Annotated in this window: 18 protein-coding genes; 10 read left to right on the top strand and 8 right to left on the bottom strand. The window is 69.4% G+C overall.

Going from position 1 to position 21,308, the window contains the following annotated elements:
* Positions 1-6: 6 nt before the first annotated feature.
* Positions 7-1,308, bottom strand: a complete 1,302-nt coding sequence (locus tag OV427_RS18110; RefSeq protein WP_267857371.1) for a hypothetical protein — start codon at positions 1,306-1,308, stop codon at positions 7-9.
* A gap of 256 nt (positions 1,309-1,564) precedes the next feature.
* Between OV427_RS18110 and OV427_RS18105 the strand changes: the two genes are divergently transcribed.
* Positions 1,565-2,575: a hypothetical protein gene (locus tag OV427_RS18105; protein WP_267857370.1), complete on the top strand. Its 1,011-nt coding sequence runs from the start codon at positions 1,565-1,567 to the stop codon at positions 2,573-2,575.
* Positions 2,576-2,653: 78 nt separating this feature from the next.
* On the opposite strand, the gene OV427_RS18100 is transcribed toward OV427_RS18105, so the two are convergent.
* Both OV427_RS18100 and OV427_RS18095 read right to left on the bottom strand, forming a co-directional pair.
* Positions 2,654-3,325, bottom strand: coding sequence for a DsbA family oxidoreductase (locus OV427_RS18100; protein ID WP_267857369.1), 672 nt, complete (start codon positions 3,323-3,325; stop codon positions 2,654-2,656).
* Between the two features lie 172 nt (positions 3,326-3,497).
* Positions 3,498-4,505 (bottom strand): ATP-grasp domain-containing protein, encoded by a 1,008-nt coding sequence (locus OV427_RS18095; RefSeq protein ID WP_267857368.1) that lies wholly within the window; start codon positions 4,503-4,505, stop codon positions 3,498-3,500.
* An 82-nt stretch (positions 4,506-4,587) separates the two neighbouring features.
* Between OV427_RS18095 and OV427_RS18090 the strand changes: the two genes are divergently transcribed.
* The 7 genes from OV427_RS18090 to ileS all read left to right on the top strand — a co-directional run bounded on the left by OV427_RS18090 (position 4,588) and on the right by ileS (position 13,903).
* Positions 4,588-6,021 (top strand): sigma 54-interacting transcriptional regulator, encoded by a 1,434-nt coding sequence (locus tag OV427_RS18090; protein ID WP_267857367.1) that lies wholly within the window; start codon positions 4,588-4,590, stop codon positions 6,019-6,021.
* A gap of 187 nt (positions 6,022-6,208) precedes the next feature.
* On the top strand, positions 6,209-6,973 hold the full coding sequence (locus OV427_RS18085; protein ID WP_267857366.1) for a TadE/TadG family type IV pilus assembly protein: 765 nt from the start codon (positions 6,209-6,211) through the stop codon (positions 6,971-6,973).
* Complete coding sequence (locus tag OV427_RS18080; RefSeq protein ID WP_267857365.1) at positions 6,973-8,631, top strand: pilus assembly protein TadG-related protein; 1,659 nt, start codon at positions 6,973-6,975, stop codon at positions 8,629-8,631. Before OV427_RS18085 ends, OV427_RS18080 begins: the two co-directional genes overlap by 1 nt.
* Positions 8,628-9,668, top strand: a complete 1,041-nt coding sequence (locus OV427_RS18075; protein WP_267857364.1) for a pilus assembly protein — start codon at positions 8,628-8,630, stop codon at positions 9,666-9,668. Before OV427_RS18080 ends, OV427_RS18075 begins: the two co-directional genes overlap by 4 nt.
* A 26-nt stretch (positions 9,669-9,694) precedes the next feature.
* Complete coding sequence (locus OV427_RS18070) at positions 9,695-10,018, top strand: hypothetical protein (RefSeq protein ID WP_267857363.1); 324 nt, start codon at positions 9,695-9,697, stop codon at positions 10,016-10,018.
* A 37-nt stretch (positions 10,019-10,055) separates the two neighbouring features.
* Positions 10,056-10,967 (top strand): hypothetical protein, encoded by a 912-nt coding sequence (locus OV427_RS18065; RefSeq protein WP_267857362.1) that lies wholly within the window; start codon positions 10,056-10,058, stop codon positions 10,965-10,967.
* 35 nt (positions 10,968-11,002) lie between these two features.
* The gene (gene ileS, locus OV427_RS18060; RefSeq protein ID WP_267857361.1) at positions 11,003-13,903 is read left to right on the top strand and encodes an isoleucine--tRNA ligase; all 2,901 of its coding nucleotides are present in this window, start codon (positions 11,003-11,005) and stop codon (positions 13,901-13,903) included.
* A gap of 105 nt (positions 13,904-14,008) precedes the next feature.
* Here ileS and OV427_RS18055 read toward each other — a convergent pair whose 3' ends face one another.
* From OV427_RS18055 to OV427_RS18040, 4 genes are all read right to left on the bottom strand, one after another.
* Complete coding sequence (locus tag OV427_RS18055; RefSeq protein WP_267857360.1) at positions 14,009-16,333, bottom strand: Kelch repeat-containing protein; 2,325 nt, start codon at positions 16,331-16,333, stop codon at positions 14,009-14,011.
* Positions 16,334-16,680: 347 nt separating this feature from the next.
* Positions 16,681-17,205, bottom strand: a complete 525-nt coding sequence (locus tag OV427_RS18050; protein ID WP_267857359.1) for a GNAT family N-acetyltransferase — start codon at positions 17,203-17,205, stop codon at positions 16,681-16,683.
* Between the two features lie 5 nt (positions 17,206-17,210).
* Positions 17,211-17,486: a hypothetical protein gene (locus OV427_RS18045; protein WP_267857358.1), complete on the bottom strand. Its 276-nt coding sequence runs from the start codon at positions 17,484-17,486 to the stop codon at positions 17,211-17,213.
* Between the two features lie 59 nt (positions 17,487-17,545).
* Positions 17,546-18,307 (bottom strand): Mut7-C RNAse domain-containing protein, encoded by a 762-nt coding sequence (locus tag OV427_RS18040; RefSeq protein WP_267857357.1) that lies wholly within the window; start codon positions 18,305-18,307, stop codon positions 17,546-17,548.
* Between the two features lie 190 nt (positions 18,308-18,497).
* On the opposite strand from OV427_RS18040, the gene OV427_RS18035 reads away from it, so the two are divergent.
* A complete protein-coding gene (locus OV427_RS18035; protein ID WP_267857356.1) occupies positions 18,498-20,120 on the top strand; it encodes an endonuclease/exonuclease/phosphatase family protein in 1,623 nt (540 codons plus the stop codon).
* A 60-nt stretch (positions 20,121-20,180) separates the two neighbouring features.
* Here the strand turns inward: OV427_RS18035 and OV427_RS18030 are convergent, their stop codons facing one another.
* On the bottom strand, positions 20,181-20,513 hold the full coding sequence (locus OV427_RS18030) for a hypothetical protein (protein WP_267857355.1): 333 nt from the start codon (positions 20,511-20,513) through the stop codon (positions 20,181-20,183).
* Positions 20,514-20,675: 162 nt separating this feature from the next.
* On the opposite strand from OV427_RS18030, the gene lspA reads away from it, so the two are divergent.
* Positions 20,676-21,302, top strand: coding sequence for a signal peptidase II (gene lspA / locus OV427_RS18025; RefSeq protein ID WP_267857354.1), 627 nt, complete (start codon positions 20,676-20,678; stop codon positions 21,300-21,302).
* Positions 21,303-21,308 lie beyond the last annotated feature (6 nt).

Here is a 21,308-nt window from a genome sequence, read left to right as displayed (position 1 = left end):
CGCGGGTCAGCGCCAGCCGTTGTTGCTCTTGCCGGAGCGCCCGCGGCCACTCGGAGTCGAGCCGCCGGAGGAGGAGCCGCTGCTGCTGGAGCCGGAGCGCGAGCCACCGTTGCTCCAGCCGCTGCCGCTGCTGCTGCCACCGCTGCTGCCGCTGCTGTTGCCCCGGCTGCTGCCGCCACGGTCCCACCCGCTGCCGCTGCTGCTGCCACCGCTGCTGCTCCCGCCGCTGCTGCTGCCGCTGCTGTTGCCCCGGCTGCCGGAGTTGCCACGGCCAGAAGGCGGCGTGGCGCTACCGCCAGAGCTGCCACCGGAGCTACCACCGCCGGAGTTGCCCCAGCCGCTGCCATTGCCGGAGCTGCCACCCGAGTTGCCATTGCCGGAGTTGCCACCGGAGTTGCCGTTGCCGGAGTTGCCACCCGAGTTGCCACCGTATCCGCCACCGGAGTTGCCGTTGCCGGAGTTGCCCCAGCCGCCACCGTTGCCATTGCCGGAGTTGCCGCCCGAGTTGCCGTTGCCGGAGTTGCCGCCGTAGCCGCCACCGTTGTTGCCGTGGTCGTTGTCGTCGTCATCGTGGCCCCGGCCACCGCCGCGACCCGGAGGCGGGTTGCCGTAGCCACCACCGTTGCCGGAGTTGCCGTTGCCGGAGTTGCCCCAGCCGCCGTTGTTGCCGCCGTTGTTGTTGCCGTTGCCGGAGTTGCCGTAGCCGCCACCGGAGTGGCTCCCGCCGTTGCCCCAGCCGCCGTTGTTGCCGTTGCCGCTGCCACGCGGAGGCGTGGTGCCGTAGCCGGTGCCGGACGGCGGCGGGGGACGGCTGTAGGACGAGTCACGCGAGTCACGGTTGTTGTAGCTGGACGAGCGGGCCGAGCCGCGCGAGGCGCCCACGTAGCTGTACACGGGGGAAGCCCGGTGCGTGCGGTCCCACACGTAGCCGCGGTTGCGCTCGTAGCGGTAGCCCGGGCTGGAGCTCGGGTAGTAGTCGTGGGAGTGGCGCCCGTGCAGGTTGCAGTAACCCCCGACGACGAGCGGGTGGTAGTCCCAGTACCAGACCACCGACGGGCCCCGGTAGTAGTACACGTTGTCCGTGTAGGTGTAGTACGTCGTCGTCGGCCGGTAGTCATGCACGTGCGTGTGCACGTCCGAGCACCAGCCCCCGCCGTACTCGTCCGGCACGGGGTGGTCACCCGAGTAGCTGTAGTCCACCTCGACCGTCCGGTAGGTGCTCCGGTACGGGCCGTCATGGACGTGGGCAACACAGCCGGTCCCCATCATCAGGGCGAGCGGGATGGCGAGTGCGAGCAGGCGGCGCATGTGAGCAATCTCCTGGGCGGAGTGGAGCGGCAGGCTCTCCACTTTCGCGACCACACGGGAGGAGACGCGGCAGGGCGACGGAAATTCACACCGGGGAACGTTTCCCTGGCTGATCGCCCCGCCCAGGACGCCTTCCCCCTCGCAGGATACCCTCTGCCGTCCTCTGGTGGACACTGCCCCGGCTGGTGTAGGTGGGAATGTGTGTGCGGCCCGAGCCGGGTGGACTGGTGGGCCGCCGAGCGAGGAGCGGGGAACCATGGCGGAGATGGACTTCGGACGGGGGGCGGGCGCGCTCTGCCCGCTTCACCCCGAGCAGCGGGCGTCGCGCACCTGTACGCGCTGCGGCAACTTCATGTGCGACACGTGCAGCGAGGGCGGCATCCAGCTCACCTGCCCCACGTGCCGCGAGCGCGCCGGGATGGGCCACGCCTTCGCGCTGACCCGTGAGCGCTGGAGCGTGGGCGCGCTGCTGGAGACGTGCTGGGACGCCTTCAAGGGCGAGTGGGTGATGATCTGCGTCGGCGTGCTCATCGTCATCGCCGGCTCCCTGGTGGGGAATGTCGTCTCCCAGGTCCTCTCCTTCATCGGCGGGATGGCGGACCACTGGGCGGTGACGGGCCTGTTCCTCGTCATCGGGTTCATCCTGTCCACGGTGGTGCAGGGCCTGGTGTCCATCGGCTTCATGCGGATGCTGTTCGACGTGCTCGACGGCCGGCGCGCGGACGTGGGGCAGATGTTCACCCAGTTCCACAAGGCCGTCCCGTACCTGCTCACCACGCTGCTCACCTTCGCGCTGATGATTCCCGTCGTGCTGCTCATCTTCGGCGTCGCGCTGGGCGCGGCGGCCCTCACGGGAGGACTCGATGCCCTGCGTAGCGCGGACTGGATGGGCGCGAACGGGGGGAATGACCCGTCCGCGGAGCTGATCCGGGTCTTCGGCTCACTGGGGCCCAGCCTGGCGGTGATGCTGCTCGTGTTCGGGGGGCTCTCCGTCTTCCCGGGCATGTGGGTGATTCTTCCCCTGATGCTGGTCCAGCCGGAGCTGGCGCGCAGCGAGAACCCCAACCCCGTCGAGACGCTGCGCCGCTGCTTCGCCTATGCGAGCGGCCAGCGTCTGGCCATGCTGGGGACCTCCCTGCTCGGCGGCGTCATCACCCTGGCGGGCGTCCTGGCCTGCTGCGTGGGCGTGCTGCCCGCGTCGGCCTTCTTCCAGCTCATGCTCGCGGGCCTCTACCTGACGCTCAGCAACGGAGTGGAGGAGGCCTGAAACGCGACGGGCCCGCGCGAGTGGCGCGGGCCCGGGTCGCCGCATGGGGCCGCGCGAAGGGGCGCGGGCCCGGGTGCTTCAGTGCACCAGCCGCTCGGCGGAGCCCGCGCGCGGCACGGAGGACTTCCCCAGGCACGCGAGGATGTGCTCGCGGTACTCGGTCAGCTCGCGCAGGCCGCACAGCATCCACCGGCCGCCGATGACCAGCGTGGGCACGCCGCGCACGCCGCGGTTGGCCGCGTCGCGGTGCTCGTCGAGGATGAGCCGGCGCGTCTCCTCCGAGCGGAAGGCCGCGGAGAACTCGTTCATCGCCAGGCCCACGCGCGACGCCAGTTCGAACACCACGTCCGTGCGGGACACGTTGATGCCCTGCTCCAGCGCGGCGCGCTGCATGGACCTCGCGAGGAACGCGCGCGCCTGCGGGCCCTGGAGCCGCGCGGCTTCGAGCGCCGCGAGCGCCGGCACGCTGGTGCGCGGAGGATCACCCCCGAGCCACAGGTCCGTGGACAGCAGGCTCGCGGTGGGGTCCGGCTCGCGCTGCGCACGCTGGACTTCTTCCACCAGCCCGCGCTTCTCGCGCTCCGTGGGAAGCGCGTCCTGGAGGCGCAGCGGATACGGCCTGACGCTCCAACGGAGGGCTTCGCCAAACTCCTGGCGCAGCACGTCCAGGCGCTGGTCGGCGAGGTAGCACCAGGCACAGAGCACATCCTGGTAGACGGTGATCTGCAGCGGCTTGTGCAGCGTTTTCATGGAGGGCCGCCAGATTAGAGGGCTCTCCACTCCGCTGCCAACTCCCCAGGACACTCCGGCACGAATTGCATTCCTGTGTTCCTGAGGAGCATGCAAGGCGCCTTGCCCTGGAGGCCCGCCTGCTTCCAAGCGTGCGGGCAGCCTCACACGGCCAGGGACAAAGCCTCCTCGCTCACCCTTCGCGAGCCCGCAGCCCGCCCGCCTTCTGCTCGGCGTAGACCAGCGCGTGGTCGATGATGGCCCCGGCGATGTCCTGCCCCGTGGCCCCCTCCAGTCCCTCGAAGCCCGGGCTGGAGTTGATCTCCATCAGCCGGGGCCCGGCGCGGCCCTCCAGCATGTCCACGCCCGCCACCTCCAGGCCCAGCACCCGCGCGGCCTGCACCGCCGCCTCCATGTAGGACGCCGGGAGCTCGATTGCCTGCCCCTCCCCGCCGCGGTGGATGTTGGAGCGGAACTCGCCCTTCTTCGCCTTGCGGCGCATGGCGCCCACCACCTGGCTGCCCACCACGAGCGCCCGCACGTCGCGGCCCTCGCTCTCCGCCACGAACTCCTGGAGGACGATTTCCTGACCCAGGTCCCAGAACGTATCCAGGATGGTCTGCACCTCCGGCAGCGTGTGGGCGATCATCACGCCCACGCCCTGGGTGCCCTTGATGAGCTTGATGATGATGGGCAGCCCCCCCACCTCCTCCACCAGCCGGCGCACGTTGCTGCGGTCATGCGCCATCACGGTGCGGGGGATGTCCAGCCCCGCGCGCGCCAGGAACTGCAGCGCGCGCAGCTTGTCGCGGCTGCGGGCAATGGAGGTGGGCGGGTTGAGGACGGGCACGCCCATCATCTCGAAGTGGTTCACCACCGCCAGCCCGTAGGCCGTAATCGACGCGCCGATGCGCGGCACCACCACGTCCACGCCGCGCACCTCGACACCGCGGTACGTCATGCGCGGCGCGCCCTGGGCCAGCAGCAGACAGCAGCGCAGTGTGTCGAACACCAGCGGCCGGTGTCCCCGCTCCTTCACGGCCTCCACCAGCCGGCGGGTGGAATAGAGAGACCGCTTGCGGGACAGGATGGCCACCGTCTTCTTCGCGCTCGGACGGCGGGGCGCTCGCGCGGGACGCTCGGGCGCCTGGAGCCCAGGCAGGGCCGGGGCTTTCTTCGACTTCACTTTGCGGGAAGACATGGGCGGGGCGCGGGAGCCTAGCACCGTCGCACCCGACAGGGCGGGCCGAGTGGGTGCCGTTTGCTATCATCCTCGACGACAGATGAGTGCCCCCCCTCCGCAGCACCCTGATGACATCCACACCAGCCCCGGCGACATCGGGCAGGATCTGGCCCACTCCCCGCTCCTGGGGGAGACGCTCGTGGTGGACCCCCGCACCACGGTGAAGCTCCACAAGTGTCGGCTGTCCGTCTCCTCCGGCCCGGATACCGGCCGCTCCGTGGTGAGCGACAAGGAGCGTCTTCGCTGCGGCGCCCATCCCGGCAACGACCTGGTCCTCGTGGAGGACCGCACCGCCAGCCGCCACCACTTCGAAATCCAGTTCACCGAGCGCGGCTACCTCCTGGTGGACCTGGGCTCCACCAACGGCACGTTCCTCGACGGGCGGCGGATTGAGCGCGCCTATCTGTCCCCCGGCTCGCAGATTCGCGCCGGCTCCTCGCTCCTGACGTTCGCTCCGCTGGATGAAGAGGTCACCATCGAGCCCGACCGCGACGGCGAGCTGTGCGGCATGGTGGGGCAGAGCATGAAGATGCGGCAGATCTTCGGCCTCATCAAGAAGATCGCCCCGCTGGACGTGTCCGTCATCATCCAGGGCGAGACGGGCACCGGGAAGGAGTTGGTGGCGCGCGCCATCCACGAGCTGTCCGGCCGCACGCAGGGGCCCATGGAGGTGCTGGACTGCGGCGCCATTCCGCCCAACCTCATCGAGAGCGAGCTGTTCGGCCACGAGAAGGGCGCCTTCACCGGCGCGGTGGCCGGCCGCCCCGGTGCCTTCGAGCGCGCCCACGGCGGCACCATCTTCCTGGACGAGCTGGGCGAGCTGCGCCTGGACCTCCAGCCCAAGCTGTTGCGCGTGCTGGAGAACCGCGAGGTGCGGCGCGTGGGCGGCAACGACGTCATCGAGGTGGACTGCCGCGTCATCGCCGCCACCAACAGGGATTTGGTGAAGGAAATCCAGGCGGGCAACTTCCGCGAGGACCTCTACTTCCGCCTGTCCGTCATCACCGTGCAGTTGCCGCCGCTGCGCCAGCGCCGGGACGACATCCCGCTCATCCTCAAGCGCGCGCTGGCGGACCCGGAAGTCGTGGGCAAGCACGGCAAGAAGCGCTTCTCCGCGGAGGCCCTGGGCATGCTGATGGCCTACGCGTGGCCGGGCAACGTGCGCGAATTGATGAACGTGCTGTCGCACGTGCTGACCTTCAGCGAGGGCGAGGAGGTCCTCCCCTCCCACCTGCCGCCCCGCGTGCGCGGCCAGGCCCGCGAGGGGCCGCTGCCCTTCAACGAGCACCTCTCCTTCAAGGACGCCAAGGAGCAGCTCCTGGAGAACTTCGAGCGCGAGTACGTCACCAGCGTCCTGACGCGCTGCGAGGGAAACCTCTCCCGCGCCGCCCGCGAGAGCGGCCTGCACCGCAAGTCCATCGAGCGGCTGGTGAAGAAGTACCAGCTCGACACCAAGGGCATGAAGCCGCGCTAGGCTCCCCGCTGTCCGGCCGGCCGGCACCCCCCTCTTCCCGGAGGACCCGTCCCTTCAGGCATGATTGTCCGGACCCCGACACACTCCTGTTACAGGGGTGTGCGCTCCTGTAGGGCGGAAGTCTGTTCTCTCCCGTCAAGTTGACGGATGTGCGATCGGAGTGGAATCCCCGGAACATATGGGCGCCATGAATTCACTGCGTCCGACGGGAGGGAGGCAATCCGGGCAGGCGATGGTGGAGGCGGCGCTGACGCTTCCCCTCGTCGTGTTCCTCGTGCTGGGCACGTTGCAGCTCTTCATGATGCTGCAGGCGCGTGTGCTGGCCCACTACGCCGTCTTCCGGGCCACGCGGGCCGGGGCGGTCGGCTACGGCGACTGCGAGCGGATGACCCACTCGGCCATCCTCTCGCTGCTGCCCTCGTTCCATTCCTACCTGGGCACGTCCACGCCCGGCACGAACCCGGCGCAGAAGCTGGCGTCGGCCTTCGCGGCCCGCCGGGCCAACCGCTACGCGGCCGGCATGGACAACGGGCATGACGGCAGCATCGTGTGGATCTACCGGCACATCGAGGGCGGCGGCGTGCCGTCGCCCCAGGACCGCGGCTTCGACGAGCCCGGGCACCTGCGGCAGCTCGAGGTGCGGATGATCTACTGGTTCCCGCTGCGCATCCCCTTCGCCAACTGGGTGATGTCCCGCATGTTCATGGCCCACCTGGGCATCGAGGACTACACGGCGGCCAACCCGCTCATCCTCGCCGAGCGCAACGCCAACTGGAACCGCGGGGAGACCACGAGCTCGTTCAGCCTCGCCGGTGACCTGAGCACGGAGATGCTCAACCGCTACAACCGGAAGCAGTACGTCTTCCCCATCGAGACGACCTTCACGATGCGGATGATGACGCCGCTCAAGTCCCGCTTCTTCCCCTCCCCCAACTGCCCACCGGTGCCCTGATGAACGCGCCCCGCTTCTCCTCCCTCCGGCGCGGACAGACGATGGTGCTGTTCGTGCTCAGCATGCTGCTCGTGGTGCTGATGGTGGTGCTCACGCTGTCCTACTCGATGAAGGTGCGCGAGCGCATCGAGGTGCAGACGGTGGCGGACGCGGCCGCCTACACCAACGCGGTGGCGACCGCGCGCACCTTCAACAACATCGCCGTGCTCAACCGCGTGCAGATTGGCCACGCGGTGGCCCAGGCCGGCGCGCAGAGCATCATCTCCTGGACCACGATGTACCGGGCCTACCTGAACGGCGCGCGCTCGTCCTTCAGCGGCGCCAAGTGGCCCTACCAGTTGATGCAGATTCTGTGCGCCTGCGCGCCCTTCAACGGCGGCTGCGCCCGCGCGTGCCGGTGTGGCAACAAGGGCGTGCGGGACTTGAACTCCATGATGAACGCCTTCCGCACCGAGGATCGCATCATCGACCCCATCTTCCGGGGCGCGGACGTTCGGGCCGGACTGCAGCTGCTGCTCCACCAGACGGCGCAGCTCGCCATCTACGCCTCGCAACATGAAACCTACGACGACCTGGTGGACTCGCTGGGAGACCAGCAGTTCGCCAAGGAAATCACGGACCAGGCCGCACCAGGAGGCCGCCGCGGCGAGTGGCGCACCCCCGGGGGCCTGACGCTGAACCGCAGCGAGCTGCGGGGCGGAATGGCTTGCACGGACAGCGGCGCCCTGTGCGATTTGCCCCTGACGGTGGCCCACGCCGTCAACGCGGCCATGGGCAGCCGGGGCTACCGCTTCGTCACCCACCGCAACTACGAGCACTACCTGCCGCACATGATTCGCCTCCTCGTGGCGCTCCTCCGCTCGCGCCTGACCGGCTTCCTCATCCTCACGGGGCAGGGGACGGCGTACTTCAAGCAGCCCGCCGGCCTGGGCACCATGGACGCGGTGATGAACATGCTCCCGCCCTACGGCTCCGCCGTCACCGCGCAGGACGAGGGCACCATCCTCGGCATCTACCCGCACATCCTCAACGGCGGCGGCCTGCCGTGCCCGCCCATCATGCCGGGGCCCGCGGAGGACGTGCAGGCGGAGGTGGTGGGCTCGGGCATCGCCTTCCGGCACCGGTGGACGGGAGGCAGCGACCCCATGCCCTTCGTCCACTTCCTCGTGCCGTGCACGGGCGGCATCTCCAGCTGCCCCGGCATCTGGCCGGCCTTCGTCGACTACAACACCCTGGGCGTCGTCGACGAGGACGACAACTACGCCCAGCCCAAGAACTTCGCGCTGGTGCAGCGGGACATGGCCACGCGCACGGTGGCGGACCCCTGGAACTTCATGACCCGCTTCCGCTTCAAGTCGAGTGGCCCCGGCACGGAGTTCGACTCGCGGGGCCTGACGCTGGCGGACGGCACGCCCAACTCGGTGCAGACGGCGCTGGCCACGGGCATCACCTACTACCACCGCGGTGAGAGCCTCGGCATCGAGCACTGGGCCGAGCCGCCCAACCTCCTCAACCCGTACTGGCGCGCCACCCTCGTCGCGCCGGACATCGACGACTCCGGGATGAACGACGCCTCCAATACGCTGCGCAGCGCGTCCGGCGTCGCGGCGGATACCTTCGACGCCCTCCGCGGCGTGGGCTTCAAGGGGATTCAATGAGCCACCGCATCCCGTCCCGCCGCCGCGCCCGTGGCGCGGCCCTCGTGGAGACCGCGATTGGCACCACGCTGATGGTGACCGTCATCGCCTTCGGCATCCACTTCGCGGAGGTGGGCTACCTGTCCCTGAAGGTGCAGGAGTCCGCCATCTCCGCCCTGTGGAACAGCACCCACCGGAAGATGCACACCACCGCCCTCGACTACACCGAGGCGGACGACGCCGTGGAGGACGCGGGCCGTGACGCCGCCCGCCGCTACGCGGACTTCAACGGCCTGTCGAACATCAACCGGGCCGCGGGTATCACCCAGGCCTTCACCCGGGGCCAGAACCTCACGGTGAACTGCGACACCGGAGGCGCCGGACCGGACTGGGAGGGCACCGTTGTCACGCGGCTCATCTACCGCGACCAGGGCCCCGCGCACTGCACCGCGCAGGCGGAGCTGAGCGCGATTCGCATCCCCACCTCCTTCCTGCAGAACGACCGGGACGGGGAGAAGGGGCTGTACAAAGAGCAGCACGTGGACACCAACTTCTCCAACCTCCGCGTGTGCTCCACGGGCCGGCCGGTGGCGGGCCAGTGCCAGGGCGAGTTCAGCATGCTGGTGGATGACTGGGGCCTGGCGGGCGGCAACATCCTCAGCAGCGAGACGCGCACCTGCCAGATGCTGCTCGGGCAGATGCCGTACGAGATGAATCCGCCCATCTACCTCCCCATTCCCTGCCTCAACCTGCCCTTCTTCAGCGCGGTGTACGGCACCTACCTGCCCACGGCCATCGTCATCCCGTGGATGGCGGACATGATGCCCCTGGCCGTCCTCGGCTTCCCCGCGCCCATCAACTCGCGCTACTTCTTCATGAGCGCTCCGGGTGAGGAGATGCTCATGACCCAGTATCCCCTCCTGGACCAGTTGGGGGGCTCCGGCATGTTCCCCACCACGCCCGGCTCCCCCATGGCGCTCTCCACGCCCACGTATGGCTATGCGTGGGCGAGACGGCTCGGCAAGGGCCGCTGCTTCCTCGGTAAAGACTGCGACTGAAACACAGACAAGGACGAGCACTTCCCATGAAGACGACGCGACCCTCCTTCTTCGCCCTGGCCACCATGGCATTCCTGGGCGCGATGCTGACCGCCGCTCCGGCCCTGGCCGACCGGGCCACGTGCGAGGGCAACTGTGCCACCAAGGGTGGCGAGAGCCTCCAGGCCTGTATGGACCGCTGCCCTCCTCCCGCCATGCCCAGCAAGGGCGGAGATGGTGCCCGCTTCCAGGCCTGCGCCACGCAGTGCACCAAGAAGTACGAGCGGACCTTCCGCACGTGCAGCAGCAGCTGCCCGAAGGACGGGCCCAGCGGCAAGGAGAAGGCGGCGACCGTGCCGGACGAGCAATGACGGACGGGAGCCGCACGCCGTGGAGCCGAGGTAACGCATGAAGTGGAGCCTGCTGGCGCTGGTGCTGGGCATGAGCGGCACCGGTGCGGCCGAAGAGCGGGCTCCCGCCCCGGCGGACGCCAGTGCACGCCCCGCCGCGAGCAGGCCCGCGGAGAAGGCGAAGCCCCCGAAGACGGCGAAGCCTTCCGGCGCAGCGGCCGCGAAGCCGCCCGCGGCGGCGCCGCCTCTGATGCTGCCGCCTCCGAAGACGAACTACCTGCCCCAGGTCGAAGACCTGGAGCCGGAGCCCCTCAAGGAGATACCGCCGGACGTGAAGGTGCCGCCCGTCTACCGGCAGCCCTTCGTCTGGGACGTGCCCCGGGTGAAGGACATCATCGACGTGCCGGGGGTGATGCTGGCGGACGGCATCCCCGTGCGGATGAAGGCGGTGCGCAGCGCGGAGAAGATAGAGCCCCTGATGGGGCACATCGTGGACCGGTGGGTGGAGTGGGGCCTCTACGTCGCCCCCCCGGAGCAGCAGCCGCAGAAGCTGCGCGAGCCGATGCTCACCGCCCTGGACCCCGAGCGGTTCATTACCTACACCGTCATCTTCCAGCCCAACCCGGACGGCACCACCACGCTCTATCTGGGCGAGGCCGACATGTCGAAGCCGCCGGGCGCCATGTCCACGGTGGCGCCGGTGTTCCCCGGGGCGGAAGGCGTCCTGACGAGCGACCTGGAGACGGTGCGCTCCGTCACCTACTCGGTGCGCGCGAAGGAGACGGAGGTCGACGCCTTCTACAAGACCGAGCTGGCGAAGGCGGGCTTCAAGGAGGTGAAGCCGCGTCGCTTCCGTGCCGGGCAGGAAGAGGTGGAGCTCATCCTCAAGCCCCTGCAGCCCGGGCAGCAGTCCGTGTCGGTGATGCGCCGCACGGTCGGCCCGGAGGCGGCGACTCCCGGCGGCGATTGAAGGCACTCGGGGAGCGTGTTACGGCCGCTCTCGCCATGAGCGACACGCCCCCGAAAGAGAAGGACTACAAGGACAGCGTCAACCTGCCGCGCACGGAGTTCCCCATGAAGGGAAACCTGGCGCAGCTCGAGCCGCGGATGCTCGGGTGGTGGGGAGAGCGGGGCATCTGGGGCAAGATTCTGGAGCGCAACGCGAAGGCCGAGCGCTTCGTGCTGCCGGATGGCCCGCCGTACGCCAACGGCCACCTGCACGCCGGCCACGCGCTCAACCGCGTGCTCAAGGACATCGTGGTGAAGTACCGCAACATGGCCGGGCGCCTGTGCGACTTCATCCCCGGCTGGGACACGCACGGCCTGCCCATTGAGCAGGCCGTGGAGAAGCGCCTCAAGGACAAGAAGGTGGACAAGCGCACCCTGTCGCGCGACGCCTTCCTGGAGGCGTGCCGCGCCTACGCGCTGGAGTTCATCGAAATCCAGAAGGGCGAGGCCCAGCGCATGGGCACCTTCGCGTCGTGGGACACGCCGTACAAGACGCTCGACTTCCCCTACGAGGCGCAGGAAATCCGCGAGCTCGCCAACTTCGCGCGCCGGGACATGCTCTACCGCCGCAAGAAGCCGGTGTACTGGTGCCTCACCGACCAGACGGCGCTGGCCGAGGCGGAAGTGGAGTACGAGGACCACGAGTCCCCGTCCGTGTACGTGGCCTTCAAGGCCGGCCCGGAGGTCGCCGACAAGCTGCCCGTGCTGAAGGGCAGGGACGTCGCGTTCGTCATCTGGACCACCACGCCGTGGACGCTGCCGGCCAACCTGGCCATCGCCGTCCATCCGGAGTTCGAGTACGTCTTCTACCAGCTCGGCGCGCGCGTCATCTGCGTGGCCAAGGACCTGCTGCCCAAGGTGCTGGCGGAGGTGAAGTCGGACGAGCTGGCGGTGAAGCACGTGGAGTTGCCCGGCGGTGAGGTCTCCGCGGCGGCGCTGGTGGACCCGTCCCGCATCCTCGGCTACGTGCGCGGCGAGGAGCTGGAGCACCTGACGTACCAGCACCCGTTCTACGAGCGGCGCGGGCGCGTCCTGCTCGGGGAGCACGTGACGCTGGAGGCCGGTACGGGCCTGGTGCACACGGCGCCGGGGCACGGCCAGGAGGACTACGAGGTCGGCCTGAAGTACGGGCTGGACATCTACAACCCGGTGCGCCCGGACGGCCGCTACGACGACACGGTGGGCGAGGCGCTCACGGGCAAGAAGGTGTTCGAGGCGAACCCGCTCGTCATCGCGACGCTGGTGGAGAAGGGCGCGCTGCTGAACGACGCCAAGGACACGGTGGCGCACAGCTACCCGCACTGCTGGCGCTGCCACAACCCCATCATCCTGAGCGCGACGTACCAGTGGTTCATCCCGCTGGACAAGCCGTTCCGGGGCGAGAAGACGTTCCGCCAGGCGGTGCTGGACGAGGTGGACAAGGTGCAGTGGGTGCCCTCGTGGGGGCACAGCCGCATCCGGGGCATGTTGGAGACGCGGCCGGACTGGACCATCAGCCGCCAGCGCACGTGGGGCGTGCCCATCTGCATCGCCTACTGCGAGGGCTGCGAGGAGGCGGTGGTGTCTCCCGAGCTGATGGACAAGGTGGCGGACCGGGTGGAGACCGAGGGCGTGGGCGTCTGGTACCGCACGCCGGTGAAGGAGTTTTTGCCCGCGGACTTCAAGTGCCCGCGCTGCGGCAAGACGGAGTTCCGCCGCGAGACGGACATCCTCGACGTGTGGTTCGACTCGGCGTGCATGTTCTCCGCGGTGCTGGAGAAGCGGCAGCGGATTCCGGCGGACCTCTTCCTGGAGGGCAGCGACCAGCACCGCGGCTGGTTCCACTCGTCCATGCTGGTGGCGGTGGGCACGCGCGACATGTCTCCGTACAAGGCCTGCCTCACCCACGGCTTCGTGGTGGACGGCAAGGGCGAGAAGATGTCGAAGAGCGTGGGCAACGTCGTCGCGCCGGAGAAGATCATCACCCAGTATGGCGCCGAGGTGCTGCGCCTGTGGGTGGCGGCGAGCGACTACCGCAACGACGTGCGCCTGTCGGACCAGATTCTCAAGGGCCTGTCGGAGAGCTACCGGAAGGTCCGCAACACCGTGCGCTACGCGCTGAGCAACCTGTATGACTTCGACCCGGCGAAGCACACGGTGCCGGCGGAGGAGTTGCTGCCGCTGGACCAGTGGGCGCGAGGCCGGCTGGCGCAGGTGGTGGAGCGGGTGCGCAAGGCGTACGAGGACTACGAGTTCCACCTCGTCTACGCGACGGTGCTGGACTTCGTCGCGGGTGATTTGTCCGCGGTGTACTTCGACATCCTGAAGGACCGGCTCTACACGTCGCGCACGGACGGCCAGGCGCGGCGCAGCGCGCAGACGGTGCTGCACGAGGTGGCGTCGGTGCTGCTGCGGCTGCTGGCGCCGGTGATGAGCTTCACGGCGGAGGAGGCGTGGCAGTACCTGCCGGGCAACTCGGCGGAGAGCGTGTTCCTGGCGGGCTTCCCGGAGCCGGCGGCGAAGATGGACCCGGCGCTGGCGGAGCGGTACGGCAAGCTCTTCGCGGTGCGCAGCGCCGTGCAGGGCGTGCTGGAGGCGGCGCGGCGGGACAAGCTCATCGGCGCGTCGCTGGAGGCGCGGGTGGTGCTGACGGCGGATGCGAAGGCGCGCGACTTCCTGAAGGCGCACCTGGACGAATTGCCGGGCCTGTTCATCACCAGCCAGGTGGAGCTGTCGGACTCGGCGGGTGAGAAGGCGCAGATTCTGGACGTGGCGCAGGCGTTCGGCGAGGGCCTGCGGGTCATGGCCGAGGTGCTGCCGGCGAAGGGCGAGAAGTGCCCGCGCTGCTGGACGTACTCGGAGGCCGTGGGGCACGGCGGTGACGTGTGCCTCAAGTGCCGCGACGCGCTGGCGGCCTGAGCCCCGCGTCTGTCGTGTGTGAGGCCCCGCGCCCTCTGCGCGCGCGGGGCCTCCTGCGTTGTCACCCACGCCGCTCACGGGCGCGTGGGTGGGGTGCGTGGGTCCTCAGGGCGTGTAGAGCAGGGCCGTGTTGAAGTAGGTGCCCGTGAAGTAACCTCCGGCGACGAGCACCTTGCCCGACGGCAGCAGGATGAAGGCGAAGCCGTAGCGGGGCGCCGGCATGCTCACGGAGAAGGACGTGGTTCCCGTGGCCGGGTCGAAGAGCTCCGTGATGGAGCCGATGTCCTGGCTGCCACCGGTGACGAACACCTTGCCCGACGGCAACATCATCTGGGAGGGGGCCGTGCGGCTGTGGACCAGCGCGCCCACGTTCGTCTGGGTGTTGAGCAGCGGGTCATACAGCGCGAAGTTGACCCCGAGGTTCAGCAGGACCTTGCCGGAGGGCTGCAGGTAGGCCCGGTTCCAGCCCGTGCCGGTCAGGCCGGTGGCGGGTGCCCAGGTGTCCGTGGCCGGGTCATAGAGCTCGGCGGCGGCGCCACCGCCGGCGACCAGGAGCTTCCCGGAGGGCAGGGGCACCGTCACGTGGCCGGAGCGCGACGTGGCCGTAGGACTCGTCACGGGGACCCAGGCATTGGTCGCGGGGTCATACAGCTCGGGGATGCGGCTGCCGCCTGTCTCGGCGGAGGTCCCTCCGATGACCAGCACCTTTCCCGAGGGCATCAGGGTGGCCGTGTGGTTCCCGCGCGAGAAGGTCAGGGGCGCGGCCTCCGTCCAGGTGTTGGTCGTGGGGTCGTAGATGTCGACGTTCTTGGTCTCGCCGGTGCCCTGCGTGTTGGAGACACCTCCCACGGCCAGGACCTTGCCGGACGGCAGGAGCGTCAGCGTATGGCCCCAGCGCGCGCGGGCCATGCTGCCCGCGGCACTCCAACTGCCCGTGGCCGGGTCATAGAGCTCGGCCGAGGCCAGGATGGTCGGGTTGTAGCCTCCCGATACCAGCACCTTGCCCGAGGAGAGCAGGACCGGGGTGCCCGCCAAGCGGAGCGTGAGCATGCTGCCGGTGTTCTCCCACTTCGCCGCGCCGCCGCTGCCGCAGTCCGGGCCATTGAGGACTCCGACGCTGAAGGTGTGCGAGGCGGAGAAGCCCCGAGCGTTGGTGACGGTGGCGGTGATGGTCGGCGAGGCACCCGAGGACACGCAGACCGGGGCCGTCCAGCGGACCTCGCTGGAGGTGAAGCTGTTGGTGGGGGTCCCCACGGTGCCCGTGCTCGCCGTCCAGCCGAAGGTGAGCGCGCTGCCGTCGCCGTCCTCGGCGATGATTCGCAGGGTGGCGTTGCCGCCGCCGGCCACCGACGTCGCGGACTGGTTCGTCAGGATGATGCGGGGCGGGATGCTCGCGCCCGTGCCCGGGCCCACGCAGATGCGCAGCGTGCCCTGGCTTCGGCCGCCCTTCGGGTCCGTCACGGCGACGGTGAGCGGGCAGTTGCCACACGGGTCCCCGGTGGGCAGCGCGGTGGGGGTGAAGGACGCGCTGGACGTGTTCGCCCCGGTGAAGGTTCCCGTGCAGGCCGCGGTCCACTGGTAGGACAGCGTGTCGCCGTCACCGTCGACGGCGTCCACCGTGACGGTGGTGCTCTGACCCACCGGTACCGGCGAGCGGGAGACGGTGATGCCGCGCACGGTGGGCGACGTGTTGAAGGACACGCCGACGCTGGCGTTGCCCGCCGTCCCGCCGTCGGTGGAGATGACGTTGACGGAGACGTTGATGCTGGCCGACGCGCCGCGCGAGTCCGTCACGGTCAGCGTGAGGATGAAGGCCCCGGAGGTCTGCGGCGCCGTCCACGTCGTCGTCGTCGTGCCGGTGGAGCCAAAGCCGCCGCCCGTGGCCGTCCAGGCGTAGGTGAGCGTGTCATTCACGTCCGGGTCATGCGCCGTGGCCTTCAGGGTGATGCTCCCGCCCGGGAGCACCGTGCTGGACGACGCCACGAGCGAGTCGATGCAGGGGACGGTGTTGTCGAAGGCGGGCGTCGTGTCGATGGACTGGAGGGTGATGGCGACCACCGCCGTCTCGCCCGCGGTGATGGTGACGCCCGTGGCCTGCCCCCGGTAGCGCAGGACGCCCGCGGCGTTGAAGGCCTCCGCGGTGAAGGTGCGGTTGGTGCCCGTGGGCACCTGGTAGAGCGTTCCGCCCCAGGAGCCGTTCGCCAGGGTCAGCGTGGTCGTGGTGGTGGGGACGCCCGAGGCCGTGAGGGTGACGGTGACCCGGGTGACGTCATCCCCCGCGAGCGCCTGGGGAATGGAGCCCGCGAACTGGACGGAGCCCGAGGTGGGAGTTTCCTCGGTGGGGGCGGGCGCGCCACAGCCCAGCGTGGAAGACACCACCAGGGCCATGAGGCAGAGCAGTGACCACTGCGCCTTGCTTCGCTTGTGCATCGGGAGTCCTAGCCTGAAGGGTGGCAGGGAATGGCCACGCTCCCCCTGGCGGGGGGCGACGAGCAGTGGTGGATGGGAGAGGGCAATTCCTTGCGCCGGCCCGCCGTCAGGAAACGGAAGGCCGACTCGCGGAGTAAATCCCTGATGCATGCGTCTGACAATTGCTACCGGGTTGCCGCATGTCTGTCGTCAGCCGTGTCAGACATGGCGATGTCTGTCTTGACCTGGGAGGGTTCAGACTCTACGTGGAACCCCCTAGCCGCACGGTGGCGCGGCTCGGGCTCGGCCAGTTCCGGAAGCGACCCGATTCAAAGCCGGGAATCGCCATCCCCGCTGCCAGGCCCGGGTCAGGTACCCGAGGGCTTCGGAATGGCCCCCAGCTCCAGGAACATGGGTCTGGGTTGTGGGCGATCTCCAAGCTGACCGGCCAGGGGCGCGAGGTCGATGAACCCGAGCTTTTCGTAGAACGGGACGGCGTCCGGCTTCGCATCGACCACGACGCCCACGCAGCCGAAGTCGTCGGCCATTCGATGGGCAAGCAGGAAGATGGCTCGGAGCAACATGCTGCCAATGCCACGTCCCTGCGCCCGCTCGTCCACGGCGAGTCGAGCCAGGCGCAACACCGGAAGCGGGTATTGGGGCAGCTTCTTGCGACGCGAGGCCGGCAGGTCCGCTACAGATAGCTCGGACGCGGAAACCGTGGCGAAGCCGACGATGGTGCCATTGTCGACCGCGACATAGGTCGTACCGATGTGGTGGCGGAACTGGTTCTGTCCCGCATAGCGCTGGAAGAACCGGTCGAGGTCGATATTGCCGGAGCGGAAGCCCGAGCGGTCGTCGTCCAGAAGAAGGCGCCGGATTTCGACGGCCATGGGCTTCAGCGCGCCTTCTTGCCGGACATCAGCTCTCGCATGGCCTTCGTGGGCTTCCTCGGGCGCTCCACGAGCCCAGCGACGCGCTCCAGTGTCTTCGGTTCCACCACGAGACGCGGAGGGATGATGAGGTCGGCGGGTAGCTCGCGCAGGGCCTGCAGGTGATGAAGCAGCGCCTCCTCGATGAGATGCCCCTTCTTGACTCCGTGCGCCTCCGCGTAGCGCTCGACCTGCTCTTTCGTGGCGTCGGAGATGTGAGCGGAGATTTGCGTCTCGGACATGATGGGGCCTCTCTACAAGAATGTAGAGCGCGCCCATCACTCACACAAGCCGGGCGAGCTCAGCCCACGTTCTCCAACTCGCGCAGCTTGTCCACCAACGCCTGCATGCGCTGCTGGTGGGTGCCGGCCCAGTACACGCGGCGGCAGTCCGCGCACTGCTGGAATCGCGAGTGCCGCTCCGCCACGCGCTCGGGGACCCGGTCTCTCACGGCGTCCGGCTCGGCGGAGGTGAGCGGGCCGTTGCAGGCCAGGCACCGGGAGAAGGGCCGCATGCGCGAGGTGAGGCCGAAGCGGCGCACCACCTCCACCAACTGGTGCGCGGGGTCCGTGGAGCGGGGGAAGTAGCCGCGCACCACCTCGCCGCGCTTGAGCACGCCAATGTCCCGCGTGAGCAGGATGCGGTCCTCGTCATGCGACAGGCGCGCGAGCGTGTCGTCCGCGTAGTCGTTGCGCCACAGCGAGTCGAAGCCGAGCATCCGCAGGAAGCCCACGAGCCGCCCCAGCCCCACGTCCAGCACGAAGCGGGGCACCTCCTGCGGCGGCGGCCCCACGCGCGCCTCCGGCACCATGTCCAGCGAGTGGAACGGGGGATACGCCACCACGCGCGCGCCCGGAGCCACCCGGTGCGCGAAGTCCACCGGCTCCCCATCCACCAGCACCACGTCCACCTCCGGATGCGGCGGCCCCAGAGACTCGATGAGGTCCTTCACCGCGGGCGTGCCCTGCAACGCGTGGGTGAATTCCTGACCCCGGCGCTCCGGCGGCAGGAAGTCGTTCAGCGCCCCGTAGAAGCGCACCGTCACCCCGGGCTTCGGCTGCATGCGCACTCCATTGCACGGCTCTGTCCGGGCTTCCATGGCTCCCAGCCCGGAAAACGGGGGTGTAAACGTATAGTCGAGCGGTAAGTCACAAGACTGTCACACGGCGACCCTCTATACTCACCGGGTCGTCCGCGCCCTGGCGCAACGGCCCAGCACCCCCCCTCGACAACACAACATTGGGCTCGTCCGCATGAAGAAGACGCTTACTTCCCTCCTGTGTGCGGCGATGTCGCTCACGGTCCTCGTCCTGGCTTGCGGTGGAGAGGACCCCGTCCCTCCCCAGGTCCCACTGCCGCTGGAGGACGGTGGCGTGCTGTGGGCGGACTGCGATGCCGCGCGCGGCGCACGAGCCTGCCCCGAGGGCGCGTCCTGCCGCTTCGTCGAGTACTACGACCGCTCCATCTGCGTGCCGGCGTGTGATCCGCAGGCTGCGTGCCAGCCGTCCCAGGCGGCGTGCTGCGTGGGCAACGAGGACGGCGGCGCGGGCTACTGCGTGCCGAACGAGGTGTGCGCGACGCTCGACGCGGGCACGGAGGATGCCGGGAGCGACGACGCGGGGACCGACGCTGGCGTCATCCCCGTGGAGACGGACGCGGGCGACTCGAAGGATGCCGGCACCGAGGCCGGGACGGACGGTGGCCCCAAGGGTGACGCGGGCACCGGCGGCACGGACGCGGGCACTGGCGGCACGGACGCGGGCACTGGCGGCACGGACGCTGGCACGGTGACGGACGCTGGCACCGGCGGCACGGACGCGGGCACGGTGACGGACGCGGGCACCGGCGGCACGGACGCGGGCACGGTGACGGACGCGGGCACCGGCGGCACGGATGCGGGCACGGTGACGGACGCGGGCACCGGCGGCACGGATGCGGGCACGGTGACGGACGCGGGCACCGGCGGCACGGATGCGGGCACGGTGACGGACGCGGGCACTGGCGGCACGGACGCTGGCACCGACGCGGGCACGAGCGTGGACGCCGGCACCGACGCGGGTACGGAGCCCCTGGGCTATACGGACATCCGCATCATGGCGGCCAACATCACCAGCGGGAACGGCCAGGACTACGACCTGGGCCACGGCATCCGGCTGATGCAGGGCGTGAAGCCGGACGTCATCCTCGTCCAGGAGTTCAACTACCTGTCGAACTCGGCTGCGGACATGCGCTCGATGGTGGACCAGGTCGGCGGCACGGGCTTCTCCTACTTCCGCGAGACCGGCGCGCAGATTCCCAACGGCATCATCAGCCGCTGGCCCATCATCGAGTCCGGCGAGTGGACCGACCCGGAAGTCTCCAACCGCGACTTCGCCTGGGCACGCATCGACATCCCCGGCCCGAAGGACCTCTGGGCCATCAGCGTGCACCTGCTCACGTCCAGCTCCGGTGACCGCAACGCGGAGGCCAACAGCCTCGTCGCCCGCATCAAGGCCAACATCCCCGCGGGCGACTACCTGGCCATCGGCGGCGACTTCAACACGGACAGCCGCAGCGAGTCCTGCCTCACCACCTTCAAGCAGGTGGTGGACACCGCCGGCCCGCACCCGGTGGACAAGAACGGCAAGGACGGCACCAACGCCGCCCGCTCCAAGCCGTATGACCACGTGCTGGTGGACTCGGACCTGCGTCAGTACCAGCAGGCCACCGTCATCCGGGGGACCACGAGCTTCAGCACCTTCACCAACGGCCTGGTGCTCGACAGCCGCGTCTACACGCCCATCTCGGAGATTGCCCCGGCGGTCTCCGGCGACAGCGGTGCCGCCAGCATGCAGCACATGGCCGTGGTGAAGGACTTCCACGTCCCCAACTTCTGAAGCAGCACGGCTGCGCGTGGGCGGCCCGGGAATCCTACCGGTGCCGCCCGCGGGCCCTCTTCAGAAGGCCCACTTGTGCTTGTTGCGCTCGATGAACCGCGCCACCGGCGGAATCCGGGCGACGAGCGGCGTGAGCACCAACACCGCGGCCCACCGCGCCAGCTTCACGAACTGGGTCGCGGCATAGGCCGCCGCCCAGCTGCCCGCCTGCGCGCCGGTGCTCTCCACCTGGAAGCCCAGCCGGATGGCCGTGTGGAAGCCCACGAGGACCAGGCCGAAGATGACGAAGTTCATCACCACCGCCACCGGCCCGTAGTCCAGCATCAGGGTCTTGAAGCGAGCCACCAATGTGGGCTTCGCCGGCTTCGCGGCGGCCTCGGTGGGTGGGGACATGTCGGATGCAGGAGGATTCACGTCGGGCTCAACAGGCGGCATGGGGGCACCATGCCCGAAACCGGTGCTGGCCGGGAGACAGAGCGGGCGAGCCGGCTGCCGCCGGGGGGCTCTCCGGGTTGTCAGGAATCCGTGGAGCGGGTTAGAGGAATGGGACGCATCATGAAAGCCCCACTCCGCCTTCTCATCCTCGTGGCGGTCACCGTGCTCGCAGCAGATCAGGTGACCAAGTACCTGGCCGTGTCCCGGCTGACCAACGCGCTGGATGGTCAGGAAGGACTGGCACGCGTGACGGGCTTCCTCGCCGAGCGCAACCTGGACAACGACCCGCCGCCCGTGGACGGGCCGCGCCGGGTGTCCCGGCCGCACCGCTTCATCGAGGACTACTGGCACTTCCGCTACGTGGAGAACCCGGGCGCGGCCTGGGGTCTCTTCGGCAACCTGCCGGAGGGGGTGCGCAAGGCCTTCTTCCACGTGGTGAGCCTGGCGGCGCTGGCGTTCATCTTCCTGATGTACCGGCGCACCGAGGTGGAGCAGCGCCTGGTGCGCGTGGCGCTGGCGCTGATTACCGGCGGCGCGCTGGGCAACTTCGTGGACCGGCTGATTCGCGGCTACGTCATCGACTTCATCGACTGGCACTGGCGCAACCAGCCCGGCATGCGGTGGCCCACCTTCAACGTGGCGGACGCCGCCATCTGCGTGGGCGTGGCCTTCATGCTGCTGGACTCGCTGCGGGTGCGCCGTCCGCAGCCCGTCGCCGCGCCGCTGACGCAGAGCCCCAATCCGTGACGGGCG

Origin of the sequence: Pyxidicoccus sp. MSG2, assembly GCF_026626705.1 — a bacterium.
GTDB lineage: Bacteria > Myxococcota > Myxococcia > Myxococcales > Myxococcaceae > Myxococcus.
This window is presented reverse-complemented; position numbering and strand designations above follow the sequence as displayed.

Bases quoted from the DNA above. Each gene is read 5' to 3' on its own strand.
- OV427_RS18110 (WP_267857371.1), bottom strand. From the start codon at position 1,308: ATGCGCCGCCTGCTCGCACTCGCCATCCCGCTCGCCCTGATGATGGGG.
- OV427_RS18105 (WP_267857370.1), top strand. From the start codon at position 1,565: ATGGCGGAGATGGACTTCGGACGGGGGGCGGGCGCGCTCTGCCCGCTT.
- OV427_RS18100 (WP_267857369.1), bottom strand. From the start codon at position 3,325: ATGAAAACGCTGCACAAGCCGCTGCAGATCACCGTCTACCAGGATGTG.
- OV427_RS18095 (WP_267857368.1), bottom strand. From the start codon at position 4,505: ATGTCTTCCCGCAAAGTGAAGTCGAAGAAAGCCCCGGCCCTGCCTGGG.
- OV427_RS18090 (WP_267857367.1), top strand. From the start codon at position 4,588: ATGAGTGCCCCCCCTCCGCAGCACCCTGATGACATCCACACCAGCCCC.
- OV427_RS18085 (WP_267857366.1), top strand. From the start codon at position 6,209: ATGAATTCACTGCGTCCGACGGGAGGGAGGCAATCCGGGCAGGCGATG.
- OV427_RS18080 (WP_267857365.1), top strand. From the start codon at position 6,973: ATGAACGCGCCCCGCTTCTCCTCCCTCCGGCGCGGACAGACGATGGTG.
- OV427_RS18075 (WP_267857364.1), top strand. From the start codon at position 8,628: ATGAGCCACCGCATCCCGTCCCGCCGCCGCGCCCGTGGCGCGGCCCTC.
- OV427_RS18070 (WP_267857363.1), top strand. From the start codon at position 9,695: ATGAAGACGACGCGACCCTCCTTCTTCGCCCTGGCCACCATGGCATTC.
- OV427_RS18065 (WP_267857362.1), top strand. From the start codon at position 10,056: ATGAAGTGGAGCCTGCTGGCGCTGGTGCTGGGCATGAGCGGCACCGGT.
- ileS (WP_267857361.1), top strand. From the start codon at position 11,003: ATGAGCGACACGCCCCCGAAAGAGAAGGACTACAAGGACAGCGTCAAC.
- OV427_RS18055 (WP_267857360.1), bottom strand. From the start codon at position 16,333: ATGCACAAGCGAAGCAAGGCGCAGTGGTCACTGCTCTGCCTCATGGCC.
- OV427_RS18050 (WP_267857359.1), bottom strand. From the start codon at position 17,205: ATGGCCGTCGAAATCCGGCGCCTTCTTCTGGACGACGACCGCTCGGGC.
- OV427_RS18045 (WP_267857358.1), bottom strand. From the start codon at position 17,486: ATGTCCGAGACGCAAATCTCCGCTCACATCTCCGACGCCACGAAAGAG.
- OV427_RS18040 (WP_267857357.1), bottom strand. From the start codon at position 18,307: ATGCAGCCGAAGCCCGGGGTGACGGTGCGCTTCTACGGGGCGCTGAAC.
- OV427_RS18035 (WP_267857356.1), top strand. From the start codon at position 18,498: ATGAAGAAGACGCTTACTTCCCTCCTGTGTGCGGCGATGTCGCTCACG.
- OV427_RS18030 (WP_267857355.1), bottom strand. From the start codon at position 20,513: ATGTCCCCACCCACCGAGGCCGCCGCGAAGCCGGCGAAGCCCACATTG.
- lspA (WP_267857354.1), top strand. From the start codon at position 20,676: ATGAAAGCCCCACTCCGCCTTCTCATCCTCGTGGCGGTCACCGTGCTC.